The organism is Pseudomonas atagonensis, assembly GCF_011369485.1.
Classification (GTDB): domain Bacteria; phylum Pseudomonadota; class Gammaproteobacteria; order Pseudomonadales; family Pseudomonadaceae; genus Aquipseudomonas; species Aquipseudomonas atagonensis.
In genome coordinates this window covers 179,191-197,994 of sequence record NZ_VXCA01000004.1, presented here as the reverse complement: position 1 = coordinate 197,994, position 18,804 = coordinate 179,191, and the positions used below count along the sequence as shown (strand labels likewise).

Sequence of the window (18,804 nt, the reverse complement as noted above, 5' to 3'; positions counted from 1 at the left end):
CGATCTGACCTTTGCAAAGGCTTTGACCATGGTGACTTTTGATCGACGCAGCCGCGCTTTGGCTGCTGTGTTACTGGCAGGAGTGCTGAGCCTGTGCGCCCTCGCCCCGCGCAACGCCGACGCTGCAACGGATGCGGCGCGCACCGAGGTCACCGATTTGCTCGGACGCAAGGTCAAGGTTCACCTGCCGGTCAGACGCGTCATCCTCGGTGAAGGTCGGCAGTTGTACCTGGTCGCGGCGCTCGACACACAAAACCCGATCGAGCGCATCGTCGGCTGGCGCAAAGACCTGATTCAGTCGGATCCGGACACTTACAACGCTTATCGCCGCAAATTCCCCGATATCGCCAAAATCCCTACGTTCGGCGGATTCGAAGACGGCACGTTCGACATCGAGCAGGCGATTTCGCAGCGCCCTGACGTGATCATCCTCAACATTGAGGCGCAGCACGCCACCGAGGATGCTCGCTACATCGAGAAACTGGACGCCCTCGGCATTCCCGTGGTGTACGTGGATTTTCGCAATAACCCGATCCAGAACACCGAGCCGACCATGCGCCTGTTCGGTCAGTTGTTCGGCAAAGAACAACGAGCTGAAGCCTTCATCGACTTTCGCAACCAGCAGATTCACCGCGTCACCGATGTCATCGAAAAACAGCACCCGGCTCGACCCGATGTGTTTATCGAGCGCATCGGCGGCTACACCGATGATTGCTGCCTGAGTTTCGGCAATGAAAACTTCGGCCTGTTTGTCGACATGGCCGGCGGCAACAATATCGCCCGGGACATCATTCCAACGACTTTTGGCCAGTTGAATCCCGAGCAAGTCATCGTCGCCAATCCCGCCCATGTCGTCGTGACGACCGCCAACTGGGAAGCTTTCGCCCCCGGTGGCCACTGGGTCGGCGTCGGCCCCGGTGCCGACATGAACCAGGCGCGAAAAAAAATCGCGTGGTACACCCGGCGCCCGGCCTATGCCGGGATCAAGGCGCAGGACAGGCAAGCCTTCCACGCCATCTGGCATCAGTTCTATAACAGCCCCTACCAGTTCGTGGCCATTCAGCAATTGGCAAAATGGTTTCACCCGGATCTTTTCGCCGACCTTGATCCCGAGGCGTCCTTTCGCGAACTGCACGAACGCTTCCTGCCAGTGCCGTACGAATCGGGTTACTTCGTCAGCCTGCACGATCCCGAGGTCAAGCCATGAGTTCGTTGAACGACGCGGTGGTTGTGCAGCGCGAAACCTATCGCCGACTGGTGCTGCGCAAACGCTTGATCCTTGCCGGGCTGGTGATTCTGTTGCTGTGCAGCGTACTGCTCGACCTGGCGCTGGGGCCGGCGAGCTACAGTTTCAGTGAAGTGCTCGGCGCACTGTTTTCGCCAGATACCGCGTCGCCGCAAGTGCGCGTGGTGATGTGGGACATTCGCCTGCCCGTGGCATTGATGGCGGTTGCCGTCGGCGCGGCGTTGTCGCTGGCCGGAGCGCAGATGCAGACGATCCTCAACAACCCGCTGGCCAGCCCGTTTACGTTGGGTATCTCCGCCGCCGCCAGTTTCGGGGCGGCATTGGGGCTGGCATTTGGTGTAGCGCTGTTCCCGTTGGCAGCGCAATTCATGGTGCCGCTGAACGCGTTCATCATGGCCATGCTCTCGGCGCTGTTGATCCACTTTCTGAGTATGCGCCGTGGCGTCACCGCCGAAACCATCGTTTTGCTCGGCATCGCATTGGTGTTCACCTTCAATGCACTGCTGGCGCTGGTGCAGTTCTTCGCCACCGAGCAAGCCGTCGCCGCTGTGGTGTTCTGGACCATGGGCAGCCTGACCAAAGCGACCTGGCCCAAACTCGGCATTATCTGTCTGGTGATCCTCATTACTTTGCCGGTGTTTGCCAAACGCGCGTGGGCACTGACCGCCCTGCGCCTGGGCGACGACAAGGCCGCCAGCTTCGGCATCAACGTCCGCAGCCTGCGTTTTCAGACGCTGATCATGGTCAGCCTGCTGGCTTCGTTTCCTGTGGCATTCGTAGGCACCATCGGCTTCATCGGCCTGGTCGGCCCGCACATCGCACGCATGTTGATTGGCGAGGATCAGCGCTTCTTCCTGCCCGCCTCCTTGCTCACGGGCGCGTTGATCCTGTCGGCGAGTTCGGTGGTCAGCAAAACCCTGATTCCCGGGGCGATTTTCCCCATCGGCGTGGTCACGTCGCTGATTGGCGTGCCGTTCTTCATTTCACTGATTCTCGGCGGGAAGAAAAACTCATGGTGAAGCTGCAACTGGAGAATCTTGGCGCCCGTTACGGCCAGCGCGAGATCATTCGCGGCGTCTCGACGGCGACGTTTTCTGGCGGTCAGGTGGTCGCCGTGGTCGGCCCCAATGCGGCAGGCAAATCCACGCTGTTCAAGCGCATGGCCGGGCTGATCGACGGCCCCGGGCAAGTGATTTTGCAGGACTCGAAAAAAGGCCCGACCGGCATCAGTTACATGCCCCAGGGCCTCAACGCCAGTGCGCGATTGACGGTCTACGAATCTGTGCTGCTCGCGCGCAAACAATTGACGCCCGGCTGGGTCGTGCACGATGACGAGCTGAAACTGGTCGATGAGATTCTGGCGGCGCTGGGCATTACCGAACTGTCTTTTCGCAACCTCGGAGAACTCAGCGGCGGCCAGCAACAATTGGTGTCCATTGCGCAAACGCTGGTGCGCGAGCCGGAAATCCTGCTGATGGACGAGCCCACCAGCGCCCTCGACATGCATCGACAGGTGCAGGTGCTGAACTTCATGCGCAGCCTCGCGCGCCAACGCCAGGTGATTGTATTTCTCGCCATCCACGATCTGAATCAGGCACTGCGTTTTGCCGATCAGGTGCTGGTCATTGCCGAGGGCACCGCTCAGGGTAGCGGCCCGAGCCAGGAAGTGATCACCGAACAGATGCTGCGCCACGTCTACAAGGTCGAGGCACGGATCGAACAGTGCAGCCGAGGGCTGCACCATATCCTGATCGACGATATCGTTTGATTCGCTGCGCTTACGGATCCACCTGCGCCATCAGCTCCGGCACCGACTCCGGCCGTTTCGCATAACGCTGCGCCAGCACCGCACAGACCATCAGCTGGATCTGATGGAACAGCATCAGCGGCAGAATCAGCACGCCAATCGTGCTGCCGGCAAACAACACCTGGGCCATCGGAACGCCGGTGGCCAGGCTCTTTTTCGAGCCGCAGAACAGGATCGTGATGCGGTCTTCCTGATTGAAGCCGAACGCTTTGCCGAGCACGGTCGAGGCAACCAATACCAACGCCAGCAAGATGCAGCAGACGACCACCAGACCGAGCAGTTCATAGAGCGGAATCTGATGCCAGATGCCTTCGTTGACCGCTTCGCTGAATGCGCCGTAAACCACCAGCAGAATCGAACCCTGATCGACGAATTTCAACCAGTTTTTGTTGCGCCCGACCCATGCGCCGATCCAGCGACGGGCGATCTGCCCGGCAATAAAGGGCAGGAGCAATTGCACGCTGATTTTCAGGATGGCGTCGAGGGTCGAACCGCCGTCGCCGTGGACGTTGAGCAGCAATGTGACCAGCAATGGCGTGAGGAAAATCCCGAACAGGCTCGACGCCGCCGCGCTGCAGATCGCCGCCGGAATGTTGCCACGCGCCAGCGACGTGAAGGCGATGGCCGATTGCACCGTGGCGGGCAGCGCGCAGAGGTAGAGCATGCCCATGTACAAACTGTCGCCGATCAACGGCGACAGCAGCGGCTTCAATGCCAGACCGAGGAGCGGGAACAACACAAAGGTCAGGCCGAACACCAGCAAGTGCAGGCGCCAGTGGCCGGCGCCGGCGATGATCGACTCACGAGACAGTTTCGCGCCGTGGAGGAAAAACAGCAGCGCGATGGCGATGTTGGTCAGCCAGCCGAAGCCGACCGCGACCTGGCCGCTGGCCGGTAGAAAACTGGCCAGCAGGACGACGCCGACCAGCGTCAGGGTGAAGTTGTCGGGCAAGAAGCGTGGGCGAATCATGGTTTGGTTATCCGGGGGTTGCCAGTGCGTGCCTGCGACTCTAACGTGTCAGGCAATTACCGACTAACGCCGAAGATCCTCCAGATGCCGCCAAAAGGACACGAGAAAAGCGTCAGACGCAGCATTCCCGGGCTACCCAGCCTGCCGCGTCCGCTGTACGGACGCACCGAATCGCTGCCCAATCGTGCGCTGACCCGCCGCCACAGTCATCCATGGGTGCAATTGTCGTACGCGATTCAAGGCGTGCTTGAAGTGCAGACCAGCGCCGGACGCTTTGTCGCGCCGCCGGAGCGCGCCGTGTGGATTCCGGCGGGCATGCCGCACCGGGTGTTCAGCTCGCCGCACACCGAGATGCGCAGCCTTTATATCGATTGCAGCGTGGCGGGCTGGGCGATCGAACGCTGCCATGTGCTTGGGGTAAGTGATTTATTGCGCGAACTGATTCGCGCCTTCAGCCAAGTGCCGGTGGAGTACGATCAGGACGGCGCTCATGGGCGGCTGGCACAAGTCATCCTCGATCAATTGGCCGAAGCGCCGCAGATCGACCTCATGCTGCCACTGCCCCAGGACGCGCGCTTGCGTCAGATCTATCAAAGCCTGGAGCAACATCCGGAACAACAGACCACACTCAGTCACTGGAGCGACAAGTTCGGCGTGACCGAGAAAACTCTGACTCGACTGTTCCTGCGCGACACCGGCTTGACCTTCCGCACCTGGCGTCAGCGTCTACGTCTGCTGGGTGCGCTCACACCGCTGGAACGCGGCGAACGCGTCACCGACGTGGCTTTGGCCTGTGGTTATGACTCGACGTCAGCCTTTATCGCGGCGTTTCGCCAACAGTTCGGCGAGACACCAGGAGAGTTTTTCCGATGAAATTAACCGATATTTATCGACTTTATGCATGCCATTGAGCAAATTTCAGGGTAGAGTTTCGCCCATCAAGAATCTTTGACATCTTTCGACGATAACAATGATCAACCACCCTTTAGCGAACCTGTCGGCGGTAACAGCATGATCGAAGTCACTGAAGTTTCCATTGCCCAATTGCGCGCGGCGCTCGAATCCGGCCAGACCACGGCGGTTGAACTGGTCCAGGCCTACCTGGCGCGCATCGACGCCTTTGACGGCCCGGACACCGCCACTGCCTTGAACGCAGTGATCGTGCGCAACCCCGAAGCCCTGAAAGAAGCGCAAGCTTCCGATGCCCGTCGCGCCAAGGGCGAAACCCTCGGTCCGCTCGACGGCATCCCCTACACCGCCAAGGACAGCTATCTGGTCAAAGGCCTCACGGCAGCGTCCGGCAGCCCGGCCTTCGCGGATCTGGTGGCCCAGCGCGACGCGTTCACCATCGAGCGCCTGCGTGCAGGTGGCGCGATCTGCCTGGGCAAGACCAACATGCCGCCGATGGCCAATGGCGGGATGCAGCGCGGCGTCTATGGCCGCGCCGAAAGTCCCTACAACGCTGATTACCTGACCGCGCCGTTTGCCTCCGGCTCGTCGAACGGTGCCGGCACCGCCACCGCTGCCAGCTTCTCGGCATTCGGGCTGGCGGAAGAAACCTGGTCGAGCGGTCGCGGCCCGGCGTCGAACAACGGTCTGTGCGCCTACACGCCATCCCGTGGCGTGATCTCGGTTCGCGGCAACTGGCCGCTGACGCCGACCATGGACGTGGTCGTGCCGTACGCGCGCACCATGGCCGACTTGCTGGAAGTGCTCGACGTGGTGGTGGCTGAAGACACCGATACCCGTGGCGATCTGTGGCGCCTGCAACCCTGGGTGCCGATCCCGAGCGTCGCCTCGGTGCGCCCTGCTTCTTACCTTGAACTCGCCGTGAAAAGTGATGCACTGGCCGGCAAACGCCTGGGCGTGCCGCGCATGTACATCAACGCCGACCCTGAAGCCGGCACCAGCGCAGCGCCGGGCATCGGCGGCCCGACCGGGCAGCGCATCAACACCCGCGCTTCGGTGATCGACCTTTGGAAACAGGCTCGTCAGGCCCTCGAAGCGGCCGGCGCCGAAGTGGTCGAAGTGGATTTTCCGCTGGTCTCCAATTGCGAGGGCGACCGTCCCGGTGCGCCGACCGTGTTCAATCGCGGCATCGTCTCCAAAGAGTTCATGCACCACGAACTATGGGACTTGTCGGCCTGGGCCTTCGACGATTTCCTGCGCGCCAACGGCGACCCGAAACTCAACCGCCTGGCGGACGTCGACGGGCCGAAAATCTTCCCGCACGACCCGGGCACCCTGCCCAACCGTGAAGGCGACCTCGCTGCCGGCATGGACGAATACGTGCGCATGGCCGAGCGTGGCATCACGCCGTGGGATCAGATCCCGACGCTGCCAGACGGTCTGCGCGGTCTGGAAAAAACTCGCAAGCTCGACCTCGAAGACTGGATGGATCGCCTCGGCCTCGACGCCGTGCTGTTCCCGACCAACGCCGACGTTGGCCCGGCCGACGCCGACGTCAACCCGGCCTCGGCGGACATCGCCTGGAGCAACGGCATCTGGGTCGCCAACGGCAATCTCGCGATCCGCCACCTCGGCGTGCCGACCGTCACCGTGCCGATGGGCGTGATGGCCGACATTGGTATGCCGGTGGGGCTGACGTTTGCCGGGCGGGCCTATGACGATTCGACACTGCTGCGCCTGGCAGCGGCGTTCGAGGCGACCGGTTCCAAGCGTCTGGTGCCGCCGCGTACGCCTGCGCTGGCAACAGGCAAGTAAATGCAAAACGGCGGGATCAATTGATCCCGCCGTTTTTTATCGCTCCGCCAATTCCTCAAGCAAATCCGCGGACGGCACAAAATACAGGCTGCCTGTCACGGCCGTGCTGAAATCCAGCAACTTGTCGTAGTTGCCCGGCGGTTTTCCGACAAACATGTTTTCCAGCATCTGCTCCATCGGTGCGGGCGAGCGTGCGTAGCCGATAAAGAACGTGCCGAACTCCCCCGCCCCCGGCCGGCCGAACGGCATGTTGTCGCGCAGGATCTTCACTTCCTCGCCATCGGCCGTGGTGATCGTGGTCAACGCGCTGTGGGAATTGCTCGGCTTTACCGAATCATCCAGTTCGATGTCCGACAGCTTCTGGCGACCGATGACGCGCTCCTGAGCTTCGACGCTCAACGCGTTCCAGGCCGTCATGTTGTGCAAGTACTTCTGCACCAGCACATAACTGCCGCCGCTGAAATCCGGGTCTTCATCACCGACGATGGTGAAGTTGACGGCTTTGCGGCCGAGCGGATTTTCCGTGCCGTCGACAAAACCGATGATGCTGCGCATGTCGAAATAGCGGAAACCCTGAACCTCATCGACCACGGTCACGGCGTCGCCCAGCACCAACATGATTTGCGTGGCCAGTTCAAAACACAGGTCCATTTGATCGGCGCGAATGTGCAGCAGCAGATCGCCCGGGGTGGCCGGTGCGTGGCGCCCAAGCCCGCCAAATTCGCGAAACCCGTGCAATGCCGCCGGGCGCGGATTGCCGAACAGGCGATCCCAGGCGCTGGAAGAAAATCCGCAGACACACGACAGATTGCCCGCTGGCACACGTTTGCCGACGGATCGCACCAGCCCGGAGAGGTCGCCGCACCAGCCCTTCACGGTGTCCACCGCGTCACTGCCGGCATTGAGCGTCGCGACGATAAAAATCGCGCTGCTGGTGATCGGGCTGCACACCGCTTGAGGTTCCAGAGTGTCGTTGGTCATCGCTGAAAGCGCCTTTCCGTAAGGTTTAAGCAGGAGATGTCGGCGTACTCTGCGCGCCGACACTTCGTTTTTTACGAACTCTACCCGAGAAATAAACGATTTTTCTTTGCTGCAAAACCGTCGCTAGCATGGCCTCGTCTGAACCCGATTCAAATAATAGACAGGGAGCGTGACATGTCAGCCACGAACATCAATATCGGCGAACCATGGATGTGGGGCGCCTTCATCGTCTTCGTTCTTGCCATGCTGGCATTGGACCTTTTTGTGTTCGGTGGGCGCAAGGCGCATCGGGTGTCAGTGCGCGAAGCCTTGTCCTGGGTCATTGCCTGGTGCTTGCTGGCGCTGTCCTTTGCCGCTCTGCTCTGGTGGTACCTGAACGGTGCCTTCGGCGCTGAGATCGCACGGCAGAAAACCCTCGAATTCCTCACCGGTTACTTGATCGAACAATCGCTGTCGATCGATAACATGTTCGTCTTCGTGATGATCTTCAGCTACTTCGCCGTACCGCCAGAATTGCAGCGCCGAGTGCTGTTGTACGGCGTGCTCGGGGCGATTGTAATGCGCGCTGTGATGATATTCGCCGGTGTGTGGCTGGTCTCGCAGTTCGAATGGCTGCTGTACGCTTTCGGCGTGTTCCTGATCATCACCGGGATCAAGATGCTGGTGTTCGCCGAACAGCAACCGGATCTGGACAACAACCCGCTGCTGCGCTGGGTGCGTGGGCATCTGCGCATCACCAGCGGCTTTCACGGTGAACGGTTTTTCGTCCTGCAGAACGGCGTGCGCTGGGCGACGCCAATGTTTCTGGTGCTGGTGCTGATCGAGGCCAGTGACCTGATGTTCGCTGTCGACAGCATCCCGGCGATCTTCGCCGTGACCACCGACCCGTTCATCGTGTTTACCTCGAACATCTTCGCGATCATGGGCCTGCGGGCGCTGTACTTCCTGCTGGCGGACATGGCTGACCGCTTTCATCTGCTCAAGTACGGGTTGGCGATTGTGCTGGTGTTCATCGGCGGCAAGATGACGCTGATGCCGTGGTTTCACATGCCGGTGGAGTGGTCGCTGGCGGTGGTGGGCGGCGTGATTCTGGGGTCGGTGTTGTTGAGTCTGGTGATGACCAAAGATGCCGAACGCCGCACTGAATGACACCCCACAAAACCCGTAGTAGCGAGCTTGCTCGCGAAAGCGGTGTGTCATTCAACGATGATGCTGGATGATCTGACGCCTTCGCGAGCAAGCCCGCTCCCACAAGGGGAATGTGTGAAGCTTATTTATCGGACTTGATGCTGGTCCACACCCGCGTACGCACGCGCTCAAGCTTCTGCGGCAATGGCTGAACAACGTACAGGGTTTTCAGCGCTTCGGGCGTCGGGGTCAGGTTTGGATTGCCGGTGATTTCCTTGTTGATCAGCGGCATCGAATCCTTGTTCGCGTTCGGGTAACCGAGGAAATCGCTGATCGGCGCAATCACTTTCGGATCGAGCAAGGTGTTGAGGAATTCGTGAGCCTCTTCGACGTTTTTCGCGCTCTTCGGAATGGCGAAGGTATCGAACCAGATCGGCGCGCCTTCCTTCGGCAAACGCCAGTCGACCACCACACCGTTTTTCGCCTCTTTGGCGCGGTTACCGAACTGATAGAAGCTGCCCGAGTACCCGATGGCCACGCAGATGTCGCCGTTGGCGATGTCGGTCATGTATTTGGCCGAGTTGAAGTACGTCACGTACGGGCGAACCTTGAGCATCAGCTCTTTGGCCTTTTCATAGTCGTCGGGGTTCTGGCTGTTCGGGTCGAGCCCCAAGTAATGCAGGGCCAGCGGGAGGATTTCCGACGGCGAATCGAGCATCGCCACGCCGCAGGATTTGAGTTTTTCCATGTTCTCCGGTTTGAACACCAGATCCCAACTGTCGACCGGAGCGTTGTCGCCCAGCGCAGCCTTGACCTTGGCTGGGTTGAAGCCGATCAGCACGGTGCCGACCATGTAGGGCACGCCGTACTGGTTGCCGGGATCGTTCTTGTCCAGCAGCTTCAAAAGCTGCGGATCCTGATGGCTCCAGTTCGGTAGCTTGGACTTGTCGAGTTTCTGGAACACGCCGGCCTTGATCTGCGTTTCGATGAACTGGTTGGACGGCACCACCAGGTCATACCCGGAGTTGCCGGTCAGCAATTTGGCTTCCAGTGATTCGTTGGTGTCGAAGGTATCCCAGGTCACTTTGATGCCGGTGTTGGCGGCGAAATCCTTGGGCACTGACGGCAGGATGTAGTCCGCCCAGTTGTACACCCGCAGTTCGCGCTGCTCGGCCTGAACCGCGCTGGCCAGCAGCGTCAGCCCACACACGGTGGCACCCAGAATGCGTTTCATCGTGACCATGGTTGTTTCCCCAAAATGCGGCGTGAGATCGATGGTTTTTATGTTCTGTACACGGCAGCGGCTTGAAAGGTAGCCAAGGGTAAGGCAGATCCAGCTTTTGATTGTGCGTTCGATTCTTGCCGACAGCGCCGCTGGAGCACAGTGGGTGATGGGCCAAAAGGGGATCGATATGGCCAATTTGAATGACCACCCGAATGCGGAGAGAGGATTAGAAATCCCTTATGGCGAGGGGATTTATCCCCGATGGGCTGCGAAGCGGCCCCCTCAACCTAGAGGAAAACCGCATTCGCTGATTTCACGACTGCTTCGCAGCCGAACGGGGATAAATCCCCTCGCCACAGGTCTGTTGAGCCTTGCTACGTGTCGCCAGGCAGTAATACAACGGAACGGTCACCACCAGGCCGACCAGCCACGACAGATCCGCGCCATCGACCAGATTTGCGTAAGGCCCGACGTACAGCGAAGTGTTGGCGAACGGCAGTTGCACGATGATGCCGATGAAATAGGCAACGATTGCGTGCAGATTAAAGCGCCCGTAAATCCCGCCGTCTGCACGGAAGATCGAGGTGATGTCGTAGTTACCGCGCTTGATCAGGTAGAAGTCGATCAGGTTGATCGACGCCCACGGCACCAGCACCAGCAACAGCGCGAGAATCAATCCGATGAACTCGGAAATGAAATCCGCCGAGGCGCCGAGCGCCACCAGGCAGCAACCTGCCAAGACGACACTCGAGAGCACCACACGCACCTTGATGCTCGGCGTCCACTGGCTGACGAAGGTCTGGATCGAGGTGATGATCGACAGCACCGCACCGTACAGATTCAGCGCGTTGTGACTGATGATATTCAGCAGGAACAGCACCATCAGAATCGGTCCCAACCAACCCGTCGACTGCTTGACCGCGACCATTGCCTCGGTGCCTTCCGGGGTCGCCAACACCGCGACGGCGCCGAAACTGAACGACAGAATCGTGCCCAGCGTCGCGCCCAGATAGGTCGCCCAGAACGGCTTGGCAATACCAATATCCGCCGGCAGATACCGCGAATAGTCGGACACGTACGGCGAAAAGCTGATCTGCCAAATGATCCCCAGCGACACCGTCGCCAGCCAGCCGGACAGATTGAAGCTGCCCCGGGTGAGGAAATCCGCCGGCAAGTCATGGGCAAAGATGTAGACGAAGCCCGCGAGCAATGCGCTGCCCATCACCCAGGTGCCGATCCGGTTCAGCGTGTGAATGAAGTTGTAGCCAATCACGCCGATTGCCGTAGCAGCCAACGCGCCGATCAAAATGCTCAGTGGTGCCGGCACCGACGGCGCGATGCCGACGATCGACTTACCGGCAAGCACGATGTTTGAAATGAAGAAGCCGATGTAGATGATCGCCGCAAAGAACACGATCAACAGCGCCCCATAACGCCCGAACTGACCACGGCTCTGAACCATTTGCGGAATGCCCATGCGTGGGCCTTGTGCCGACGCCAGAGCAATCACCACCCCGCCGATCAGGTGCCCCAGCGCAATCGCCAGCAGCCCCCAGAGCAAATCAAGATGGAACACCTGAATCACCATGGCGCCGGTGACGATGGGCAGTGGCGCAATGTTGGTGCTGAACCAAAGGGTGAAAAGGTCGCGGGCCTTCCCGTGGCGTTCCGCGAGTGGGACGTAGTCGACCGTGTGATTCTCGATCAACGGATCTTGCCGGGACATCTGGGACATATGCATGAACTCGAGTTTGTCTGTTCTTATCTTTGTATGAAGCCAAACCGGGAGGACTTTTGGGTCGCCCCTCAGATGCCGACCATATTATGGTATTCCAAGCAATTCACAAGACTGATCCGTCGTTTACGGTGCTATCTGATGCGCCATCCTCGCTGAAACCAAGGCTCTACGACCAGCCGAAAGCCTTATAAACACTGACTATCCGACGAACGAGGTACGTTTATCGGTTCAGCTTAAAAGCCCTTGCAAAGATAAAATACTGGTATACCATCAGACCAACAAACACATAAAAACAGCGTCACCACACCCGAGGATCGTCCAATGATCGATGCGGCCATCTACAAACAAGTCATGGGTTCGTTCCCGTCCGGCGTCACCGTGATCACCACCCTGGATGACGACGGGCAGATCGTCGGCCTGACCGCCAGCGCCTTCAGCTCGCTGTCGATGGACCCGGCCCTGGTGCTGTTCTGCCCCAACTACAGCTCCGACTCCTACCCTGTCTTGATCAAGAACAAGCGTTTTGCGATTCACGTCCTGTCCGGTGGCCAGCAGAGCGAAGCCTATGCCTTCGCCCGCAAAGGCAAGGACAAAGCGCAAGGCATCGAGTGGACGTTGAGCGAACTGGGCAACCCGATCCTGGCCAATGCAACGGCTATCATCGAGTGTGAGTTGTGGCGCGAATACGAAGGCGGCGACCACGCCATCATGGTCGGCGCGGTGAAGAACCTCATCGTTCCCGAACAGATCGCCGGGCCGCTGGTGTACTGCCACGGCAAGATGGGCGCCCTGCCCGTCCTGGCTTGATCAAAACTCCAAGCCCCGCACAAATCAACTGTGGGAGGGGGCTTGCTCCCGAAGGCGATGTGTCAGCCACCAGAGATTTTGATGGATCCACCGCTTTCGGGAGCAAGCCCCCTCCCACACAGTTTTGTAGCCTCAATAACAAAAGATCCGAGGAAGCGTCATGAAATTTTCCCTGTTCATCCACATGGAACGCTGGGACGAAAGCGTCAGCCACCGCCAACTGTTCGAAGACCTCACCGAACTGACCCTGATGGCCGAGGCCGGCGGTTTCAGCACCGTGTGGATCGGCGAACACCACGCCATGGAATACACCATCTCGCCGAGCCCGATGCCGCTGCTCGCCTACCTCGCCGCCAAAACCACCACCATCCACCTCGGCGCCGGCACCATCATCGCGCCGTTCTGGCACCCGCTGCGGGTCGCTGGCGAATGTGCATTGCTCGACGTGATCAGCAATGGCCGCATGGAAGTCGGTCTGGCCCGTGGCGCTTATCAGGTTGAATTCGATCGCATGGCCGGCGGCATGCCTGCTTCATCTGGCGGCCAAGCGCTGCGCGAGATGGTCCCGGTAGTTCGCGCCTTGTGGCAAGGCGATTACGCCCACGACGGCGACATCTGGAAATTCCCCATCTCCACCAGCGTGCCGAAGCCAATCCAGAAGCCGAACCCGCCAATGTGGATCGCCGCCCGCGACCCGGATTCGCACAACTTCGCTGTGGCCAACGGCTGCAACGTGATGGTCACGCCGCTGATGAAGGGCGACGAAGAAGTCCTCGACCTGAAGAACAAGTTTCAGACTGCGCTGGACAACAATCCGGACGTACCGCGCCCGCAACTGATGGTGCTGCGCCATACCCACGTGCACACCGCTGATAACCCGGACGGCTGGAAAATCGGCGCGAAAGCCATCTCCCGTTTCTATCGCACCTTCGACGCGTGGTTCGGCAACAAGCAAACCCCGGTGAACGGCTTCCTCGCGCCAAGCCCGGAAGAGAAGTTCGCCGGGCGTCCGGAGTTTGAGCTTGAGAGTCTGCATAAGACGGCGATGATTGGTACGCCGGAAGAGATCATTCCGCGCATCAAGTACTATCAGGAACTGGGGGTGGATGAGTTCAGTTTCTGGTGTGACAACAGCTTGCCGCATGAGGAAAAGAAGAAGTCGCTGGAGCTGTTCATCAAGCATGTGGTGCCGGCGTTTCGTTAAGAACACTCACATGTTGCGCAATAAAAAAGGGGCGAATTCATTGAAATGAATTCGCCCCTTTTTGGCGTAGGTGAGAAAGTTGAAACTATCCCTGAACCGGGCCTTTTCGACTCCTGCGCATCTGCTTCAGATTGAAACGCAATTTACGCATCCCGTGAGCAATGCGCGGAAACAGCAGTGTCCAGCGAGGATGCACCACCACCCCACAATCACGGCTGTCTTGCCGAGTCATCGAAGTGATCTGTTGTGGCAACGGCACACCGTACTTGATGCACTTGGTGATCAGTGCATCGACATTGCGCTCCATGAAATTCAGCGCAACTTCACGCCCGGCATTGAACGAACCAATGTGTTTCTTCAACGCCGCCAGGGTGTCGCGATACGCGGCATAACTGCCCATCACGTACTCGACATCCTTGTGGCTCTGCGTCAGCGAGCCGTTCCTGACCCGTTGAAAGTAATAGTCCGCCGCAGTGGCAAACGTGGTCTGGCTGTGCAGATAAATGTTCATGCTGAACACATGATCTTCGTGAGCGCGCCCTTCCAGCCGCACCGCGAAACGCTCGCACACCGAGCGCTTGAAAATGTATTGCCACGTCGCCGCGTGATACTTGCCGGACAGAATCAGGTCCTCCAGCAAGTCGCGTCCGGCATCGAACCAGCCATTACGACTGGCGGCGGTGTTACGTCTCAGGAAATGTTTCCTGCCGTCCACTTCAGTGTACGAACGCTTGGAAAAATAAAACAGCTCAAGCGCGGAGTTGGCCTGCACCTGCTCCACCAGCGTACTGAACAGCTCAGGGCTGACGACATCGTCCGGATCGCAGAAAAACACATACTCCCCGCTCGCCAACGCCAGCCCGTTACGCCGCGCTGCGCCCACACCCTGATTATCCTGGGTCACCACTTTTACTTCCGCACGATGGCCAAAGCCTTTCTCGATGACGCCAAGTGTGCCATCGGTCGAACCGTCGTTGATCAGGATGATTTCATGCAACGGCACGGGCTGATTGATCAGCGAATCGAGCGTTTCAGCGATGTAGGACTCAACGTTGTACGTGGGGATGACGACGGAAATTTTCGGAACAGACACGTTGTTGAGCACCTGAAATGACGGCGTAGGCCGATAACGGGAATTATTGAGGCAACGTTGACGTGCAAAGAACGCTGGAAGGCACGTTTTTTTACGACCCACAGCAAAGCGATGCCAAAATGATGGCGCATCATAAAGGGTCACCGTTGGGGCGTCAAAGAGCGGGGGCAGCGTTACTGCGACATTTCGTTACTGAGGTCGTCGTTTGCGTCTAAATGACAAGCGATAAACGAAGTGCCGGTTATGTTGTAAAATACCGACTATGTGAATCGCACCTAACTGTTAATAACGGATCCACTTTCCTGTAGGAATTAATTGCGGAGCATTCGGATCAACCAAATAAAGCCATTCTGGCTCATGCCCTACCGTACCGATCAAAACACCTAGCGTATCTGGATGATCGGGCATTGCGCCGGAATGTATGTCACCTATGTAACTGTTCTCTCCATAAGGATTGTGCACCTGAAATCGCAGAGTACCATCCGCATTAAAAATCGCTGCATTGCCAGGATATCCGAAAAACCAGGGATTCTCTGAGCCACTAAAGTTGTAAGGCTCTTTTTCAAAAACCACAAAAACCCCCGTTCTATCTGGCAATATATGTAGCGCTTCATGTATTGAAACATCAACCTCCACACCATTATGCAGCACAAAATACTGCCGACGGCTTACTACACAACGTCCTTTTGAATCGTGAATATATTGTTTTATATCTTCAAAACTAGTGCGCCCTCCATCCCAGGTAACAAAGCGCTCAAAAATCACACCATTGTCCAACTACAACCGTTACAACCTTATCTATTACGGCTTTCACTTTAGCGTACTCACTGCGATCTAGTCTCCCTCACAAAGCCCTTACAAAAAATTAAAATAGGGAGAATTTTATTTTTTCAGAAAAATATAAAAACCCATTCATGCTTCACTCGACATTCAATAACGAATCCACTTCCCTGTAGGAATCAATTTCGGAGTTTCAGAATCAACCAGATAAAGCCATTCTGGTTCATGTCCTACCGTACCGATTAATACACCTAACGTATCTGGATGCTCGGGCATTGCACCTGAATGTATAGCGCCTATGTAGCTGCCTTTTCCATTGGGGTTGTATAACTGAAAACGCAGTGTTCCATCAACGTTGAAGATAGCAGCATTGTGAGGGTACGCAAAAAACCAAGGTGCGTCAGGCGAGTCGAGACTGGATGGTTTTTCATCAAACACTACCAGCACTCCCGTCCTATCTGGCAGTATGCAAGGGATACCAGCAGCAGAAAACAAAACCTCCGAGCCTTTATCAGACACTATATATGTTCTCAGCTCTACAACCTTGCTCACATGCCCATACTTAAACTGCGCCATTTCAACTTCAAAATCTGTACTATTTCCCTGCCAATCGTAAAAACTCTCAAAAACTGTACCATCAGCATGCACTACCACATTTTTTATGCGAACAACTAGATCGATCATTTCCAAAACCTCAAACCATTCAAAACCAGAGCCGCATTTAAATGACAAATCGGGACAATTTTATTTTCAGATAACCTCCGAAATCAATTCATCTTTCACTCGATAGTTAATAGCGAATCCACTTCCCTGTAGCAATCAATTTCGACGCATCAGGATCAACCAAATAAAGCCACTCTGGTTCATGTCCTACCGTACCCATTAATACACCTAACGTATCTGTATGCTCGGGCATCACACCTGTATGTATAGCGCCTATGTAACTGCCTTCCCCTTCAGGGTTATACAGCTGGAAACGCAATGTACCATCACCGTTGTAGATAGCAGCATTGTGAGGGTACGAAAAGAACCAAGGAGCTTCAGCAGAGCTAAACCTGTGCGGCTTTTCCTTAAACACCACCAGTACCCCAGTCCTGTCAGGCAGTATGTATGGAATACCAGCAGCGAAAAATAAAACCTCTGAACCACTATCTGAAACTATATAAGTTTTTTTCTCTACAACCTCACTCACATCCACATGTTTAGCTTGCGCCATTTCGACTTCAAAAGCGGTTCTCCCCCCTTGCCAATCATAGTAGCGTTCAAAAACTGTTCCATCAGCATGCATCACTTCAGTTCTTACACATGCTACAAGATCAATCATTTTAACGACCTCAAACTATCAGGAAAAACGGGGACACAGGAAAAACGGAAAACCGGGGACAGACCACGTTTCATCAGATTGTCGATTTTTTCGGCCTTCCCGGGCTACCTCGCTGCACGCGACGACCGATCATTGTCTCGACCTCAACAGCAAATTTTGAACCGCCAAAAACATTATTTCCATTGGTCGCATCACGAATCTGCTCAACCAACTCTGACTCTAAGTCATTTTTGAACAGCTCGCGGTAAGCATCTGCCGGCTGCCCGCCCTCCCCTCCAAGCGCCAAATACTGAGCATGAGGGGTAACGATGTGCGAGTGCTCTGATTGTGCGTTAATACGGTAACTTGACCAGCGATATTGTGACGGATGAGCTACCATTTTCGCTCTGACTGGATTCATTTCGATGTATCGATAGCAGCACAACAAATATCGTTCACTCTCAACAAGACATGAGCGATATCGGCCTTCCCACAAACTTCCGCTGCGACGATACGTACGATTTACATATTGGACGTATCTCTGGCCGACACCTTTCATCAGCAGGCTTGCGCTGTTGGCATTATGAGGACTTACTAACAAATGAACGTGATTAGTCATCAAGCACCACGCGTGAATATCACAATCATTTTTAGAGGCCTGCTCGGCCAAAAGCTCCAAATAAAAAAGGTAGTCTTCCTCGGTAAAAAAACAGGCAGTTCTATTGTTTCCTCGCTGAATCAAATGCAGTGGCACACCTGGAATCAAAACTCGAGATCTACGCGGCATCGTTGAATCCTTTCAATTGGTCGAACTGAAAGCTTAGCGGGCCGCATGGCTAAAATTACGGAGAAATTTTACGTGTTGTTTCAGCCAATTAATTAAACGTGGTCTGTCCCCATTTACGTGCCCATTTGTTCCTACCCTTCTTTCAATTGGTCGAGCTGAAAGCTTAGCGGGCCGCATGGCTAAAATTACGCAGAAATTTTACGTATTGTTTCAGCCAATTACATTAACGTGGTCTGTCCCCATTTACGCGCCCCAGCCACAGTACTCGCCAGCAGTGATTATCCCCTTTCGAATTCCTGACATTTTCTTAATCCACGCATGGAACATAGTTGTTAAAAAGCGGACATATTTAAAGGGGGACAGACCATGCTTTCGGAGTACTGTCTAAATGTGGTCTGCCCCCATTTCCTCCTCCCCATTTCCTCCTTTGATCGTCAATAGCGAACCCACCTTCCTGTAGGAATTAATAACGGGGCATCAGGATCAACCAGATATAGCCATTCCGGATCATGCCCCACTGTTCCTATCAAAACACCTAACGCATTTGGGTTTTCGGGCATTGACGTATACTGCACTGCGCCTATATAGCTTCCCACACCATGAGCGTTTTTTATTTGGAAGCGTAAGGAACTATCAGAATTGTAGATCGCCGCGTTATTAGGATAGTTAAAAAACCAAGGAAATTCAGGAATATCAAACTTTGAGGGCGCCTCATCAAAAACCACCAAAACCCCTGTTCTGTCAGCAAGAATATAGGGCATGTTACTGACGGGAATACGTAGTTCAACTCCACCTTCGAGAACCAAATACCGTTCAAAACGTACAACTGAGTGCTTTTGAGCATATAGGATATTATTTTTTTTATCGTCAAAACTGGTACCGGCACCGTCCCAGCGGACAAACTGCTCAAAGAGCAGCCCATCATCAAACTCCCACTTTGTTCTAATTTCACTAATTAACTGACTCACTGCAACGACCTCACCGACCCCATATTCACCTCATACAATTCTG

General features: G+C 56.3%; 18 protein-coding genes. 8 read left to right on the top strand and 10 right to left on the bottom strand.

Annotated elements, in window-relative coordinates; genetic code table 11:
* Positions 1-28: 28 nt before the first annotated feature.
* From F2P67_RS03730 to F2P67_RS03720, 3 genes are read left to right on the top strand one after another with little or no spacing between them, the layout of a single operon-like run.
* Complete coding sequence (locus F2P67_RS03730) at positions 29-1,207, top strand: ABC transporter substrate-binding protein (protein WP_166217458.1); 1,179 nt, start codon at positions 29-31, stop codon at positions 1,205-1,207.
* A complete protein-coding gene (locus F2P67_RS03725; protein WP_166217455.1) occupies positions 1,204-2,265 on the top strand; it encodes a FecCD family ABC transporter permease in 1,062 nt (353 codons plus the stop codon). Before F2P67_RS03730 ends, F2P67_RS03725 begins: the two co-directional genes overlap by 4 nt.
* Positions 2,259-3,014 carry an ABC transporter ATP-binding protein gene (locus F2P67_RS03720; RefSeq protein WP_166217453.1) on the top strand — a complete coding sequence of 252 codons (756 nt, stop codon included), beginning with the start codon at positions 2,259-2,261 and terminating at the stop codon, positions 3,012-3,014. Before F2P67_RS03725 ends, F2P67_RS03720 begins: the two co-directional genes overlap by 7 nt.
* Positions 3,015-3,024: 10 nt before the next feature.
* On the opposite strand, the gene F2P67_RS03715 is transcribed toward F2P67_RS03720, so the two are convergent.
* Positions 3,025-4,023, bottom strand: a complete 999-nt coding sequence (locus F2P67_RS03715; RefSeq protein ID WP_166217450.1) for a bile acid:sodium symporter family protein — start codon at positions 4,021-4,023, stop codon at positions 3,025-3,027.
* An 84-nt stretch (positions 4,024-4,107) separates the two neighbouring features.
* Between F2P67_RS03715 and F2P67_RS03710 the strand changes: the two genes are divergently transcribed.
* On the top strand, positions 4,108-4,896 hold the full coding sequence (locus F2P67_RS03710) for an AraC family transcriptional regulator (RefSeq protein ID WP_166217448.1): 789 nt from the start codon (positions 4,108-4,110) through the stop codon (positions 4,894-4,896).
* A 138-nt stretch (positions 4,897-5,034) separates the two neighbouring features.
* Positions 5,035-6,747 carry an amidase gene (locus F2P67_RS03705; RefSeq protein WP_166217445.1) on the top strand — a complete coding sequence of 571 codons (1,713 nt, stop codon included), beginning with the start codon at positions 5,035-5,037 and terminating at the stop codon, positions 6,745-6,747.
* Positions 6,748-6,783: 36 nt separating this feature from the next.
* Here the strand turns inward: F2P67_RS03705 and F2P67_RS03700 are convergent, their stop codons facing one another.
* Positions 6,784-7,728, bottom strand: a complete 945-nt coding sequence (locus F2P67_RS03700) for a Dyp-type peroxidase (RefSeq protein ID WP_166217443.1) — start codon at positions 7,726-7,728, stop codon at positions 6,784-6,786.
* Between the two features lie 174 nt (positions 7,729-7,902).
* On the opposite strand from F2P67_RS03700, the gene F2P67_RS03695 reads away from it, so the two are divergent.
* Positions 7,903-8,877 carry a TerC family protein gene (locus tag F2P67_RS03695; RefSeq protein WP_166217440.1) on the top strand — a complete coding sequence of 325 codons (975 nt, stop codon included), beginning with the start codon at positions 7,903-7,905 and terminating at the stop codon, positions 8,875-8,877.
* A 121-nt stretch (positions 8,878-8,998) separates the two neighbouring features.
* On the opposite strand, the gene F2P67_RS03690 is transcribed toward F2P67_RS03695, so the two are convergent.
* Complete coding sequence (locus F2P67_RS03690; protein WP_166217438.1) at positions 8,999-10,099, bottom strand: polyamine ABC transporter substrate-binding protein; 1,101 nt, start codon at positions 10,097-10,099, stop codon at positions 8,999-9,001.
* 295 nt (positions 10,100-10,394) lie between these two features.
* Entirely contained in the window at positions 10,395-11,816 is a 1,422-nt protein-coding gene (locus F2P67_RS03685; RefSeq protein ID WP_166217436.1) for a purine-cytosine permease family protein, read from the bottom strand.
* 324 nt (positions 11,817-12,140) lie between these two features.
* Here F2P67_RS03685 and F2P67_RS03680 point away from each other — a divergent pair, with 324 nt between their 5' ends.
* Positions 12,141-12,626 (top strand): flavin reductase family protein, encoded by a 486-nt coding sequence (locus F2P67_RS03680; protein ID WP_016987069.1) that lies wholly within the window; start codon positions 12,141-12,143, stop codon positions 12,624-12,626.
* Positions 12,627-12,786: 160 nt separating this feature from the next.
* A complete protein-coding gene (locus F2P67_RS03675; protein ID WP_166217433.1) occupies positions 12,787-13,830 on the top strand; it encodes an LLM class flavin-dependent oxidoreductase in 1,044 nt (347 codons plus the stop codon).
* 85 nt (positions 13,831-13,915) lie between these two features.
* Here the strand turns inward: F2P67_RS03675 and F2P67_RS03670 are convergent, their stop codons facing one another.
* From F2P67_RS03670 to F2P67_RS03645, 6 genes are all read right to left on the bottom strand, one after another.
* Complete coding sequence (locus F2P67_RS03670; RefSeq protein WP_166217431.1) at positions 13,916-14,923, bottom strand: glycosyltransferase; 1,008 nt, start codon at positions 14,921-14,923, stop codon at positions 13,916-13,918.
* A gap of 282 nt (positions 14,924-15,205) precedes the next feature.
* Positions 15,206-15,688: a hypothetical protein gene (locus tag F2P67_RS03665; RefSeq protein WP_166217428.1), complete on the bottom strand. Its 483-nt coding sequence runs from the start codon at positions 15,686-15,688 to the stop codon at positions 15,206-15,208.
* Between the two features lie 165 nt (positions 15,689-15,853).
* On the bottom strand, positions 15,854-16,387 hold the full coding sequence (locus tag F2P67_RS03660) for a hypothetical protein (protein ID WP_166217426.1): 534 nt from the start codon (positions 16,385-16,387) through the stop codon (positions 15,854-15,856).
* A 106-nt stretch (positions 16,388-16,493) separates the two neighbouring features.
* A complete protein-coding gene (locus F2P67_RS03655) occupies positions 16,494-17,027 on the bottom strand; it encodes a hypothetical protein (protein WP_166217423.1) in 534 nt (177 codons plus the stop codon).
* Positions 17,028-17,100: 73 nt separating this feature from the next.
* A complete protein-coding gene (locus tag F2P67_RS03650; protein ID WP_166217421.1) occupies positions 17,101-17,793 on the bottom strand; it encodes a transposase in 693 nt (230 codons plus the stop codon).
* Between the two features lie 434 nt (positions 17,794-18,227).
* Complete coding sequence (locus tag F2P67_RS03645; RefSeq protein WP_166217418.1) at positions 18,228-18,761, bottom strand: hypothetical protein; 534 nt, start codon at positions 18,759-18,761, stop codon at positions 18,228-18,230.
* Between the last annotated feature and the right edge of the window lie 43 nt (positions 18,762-18,804).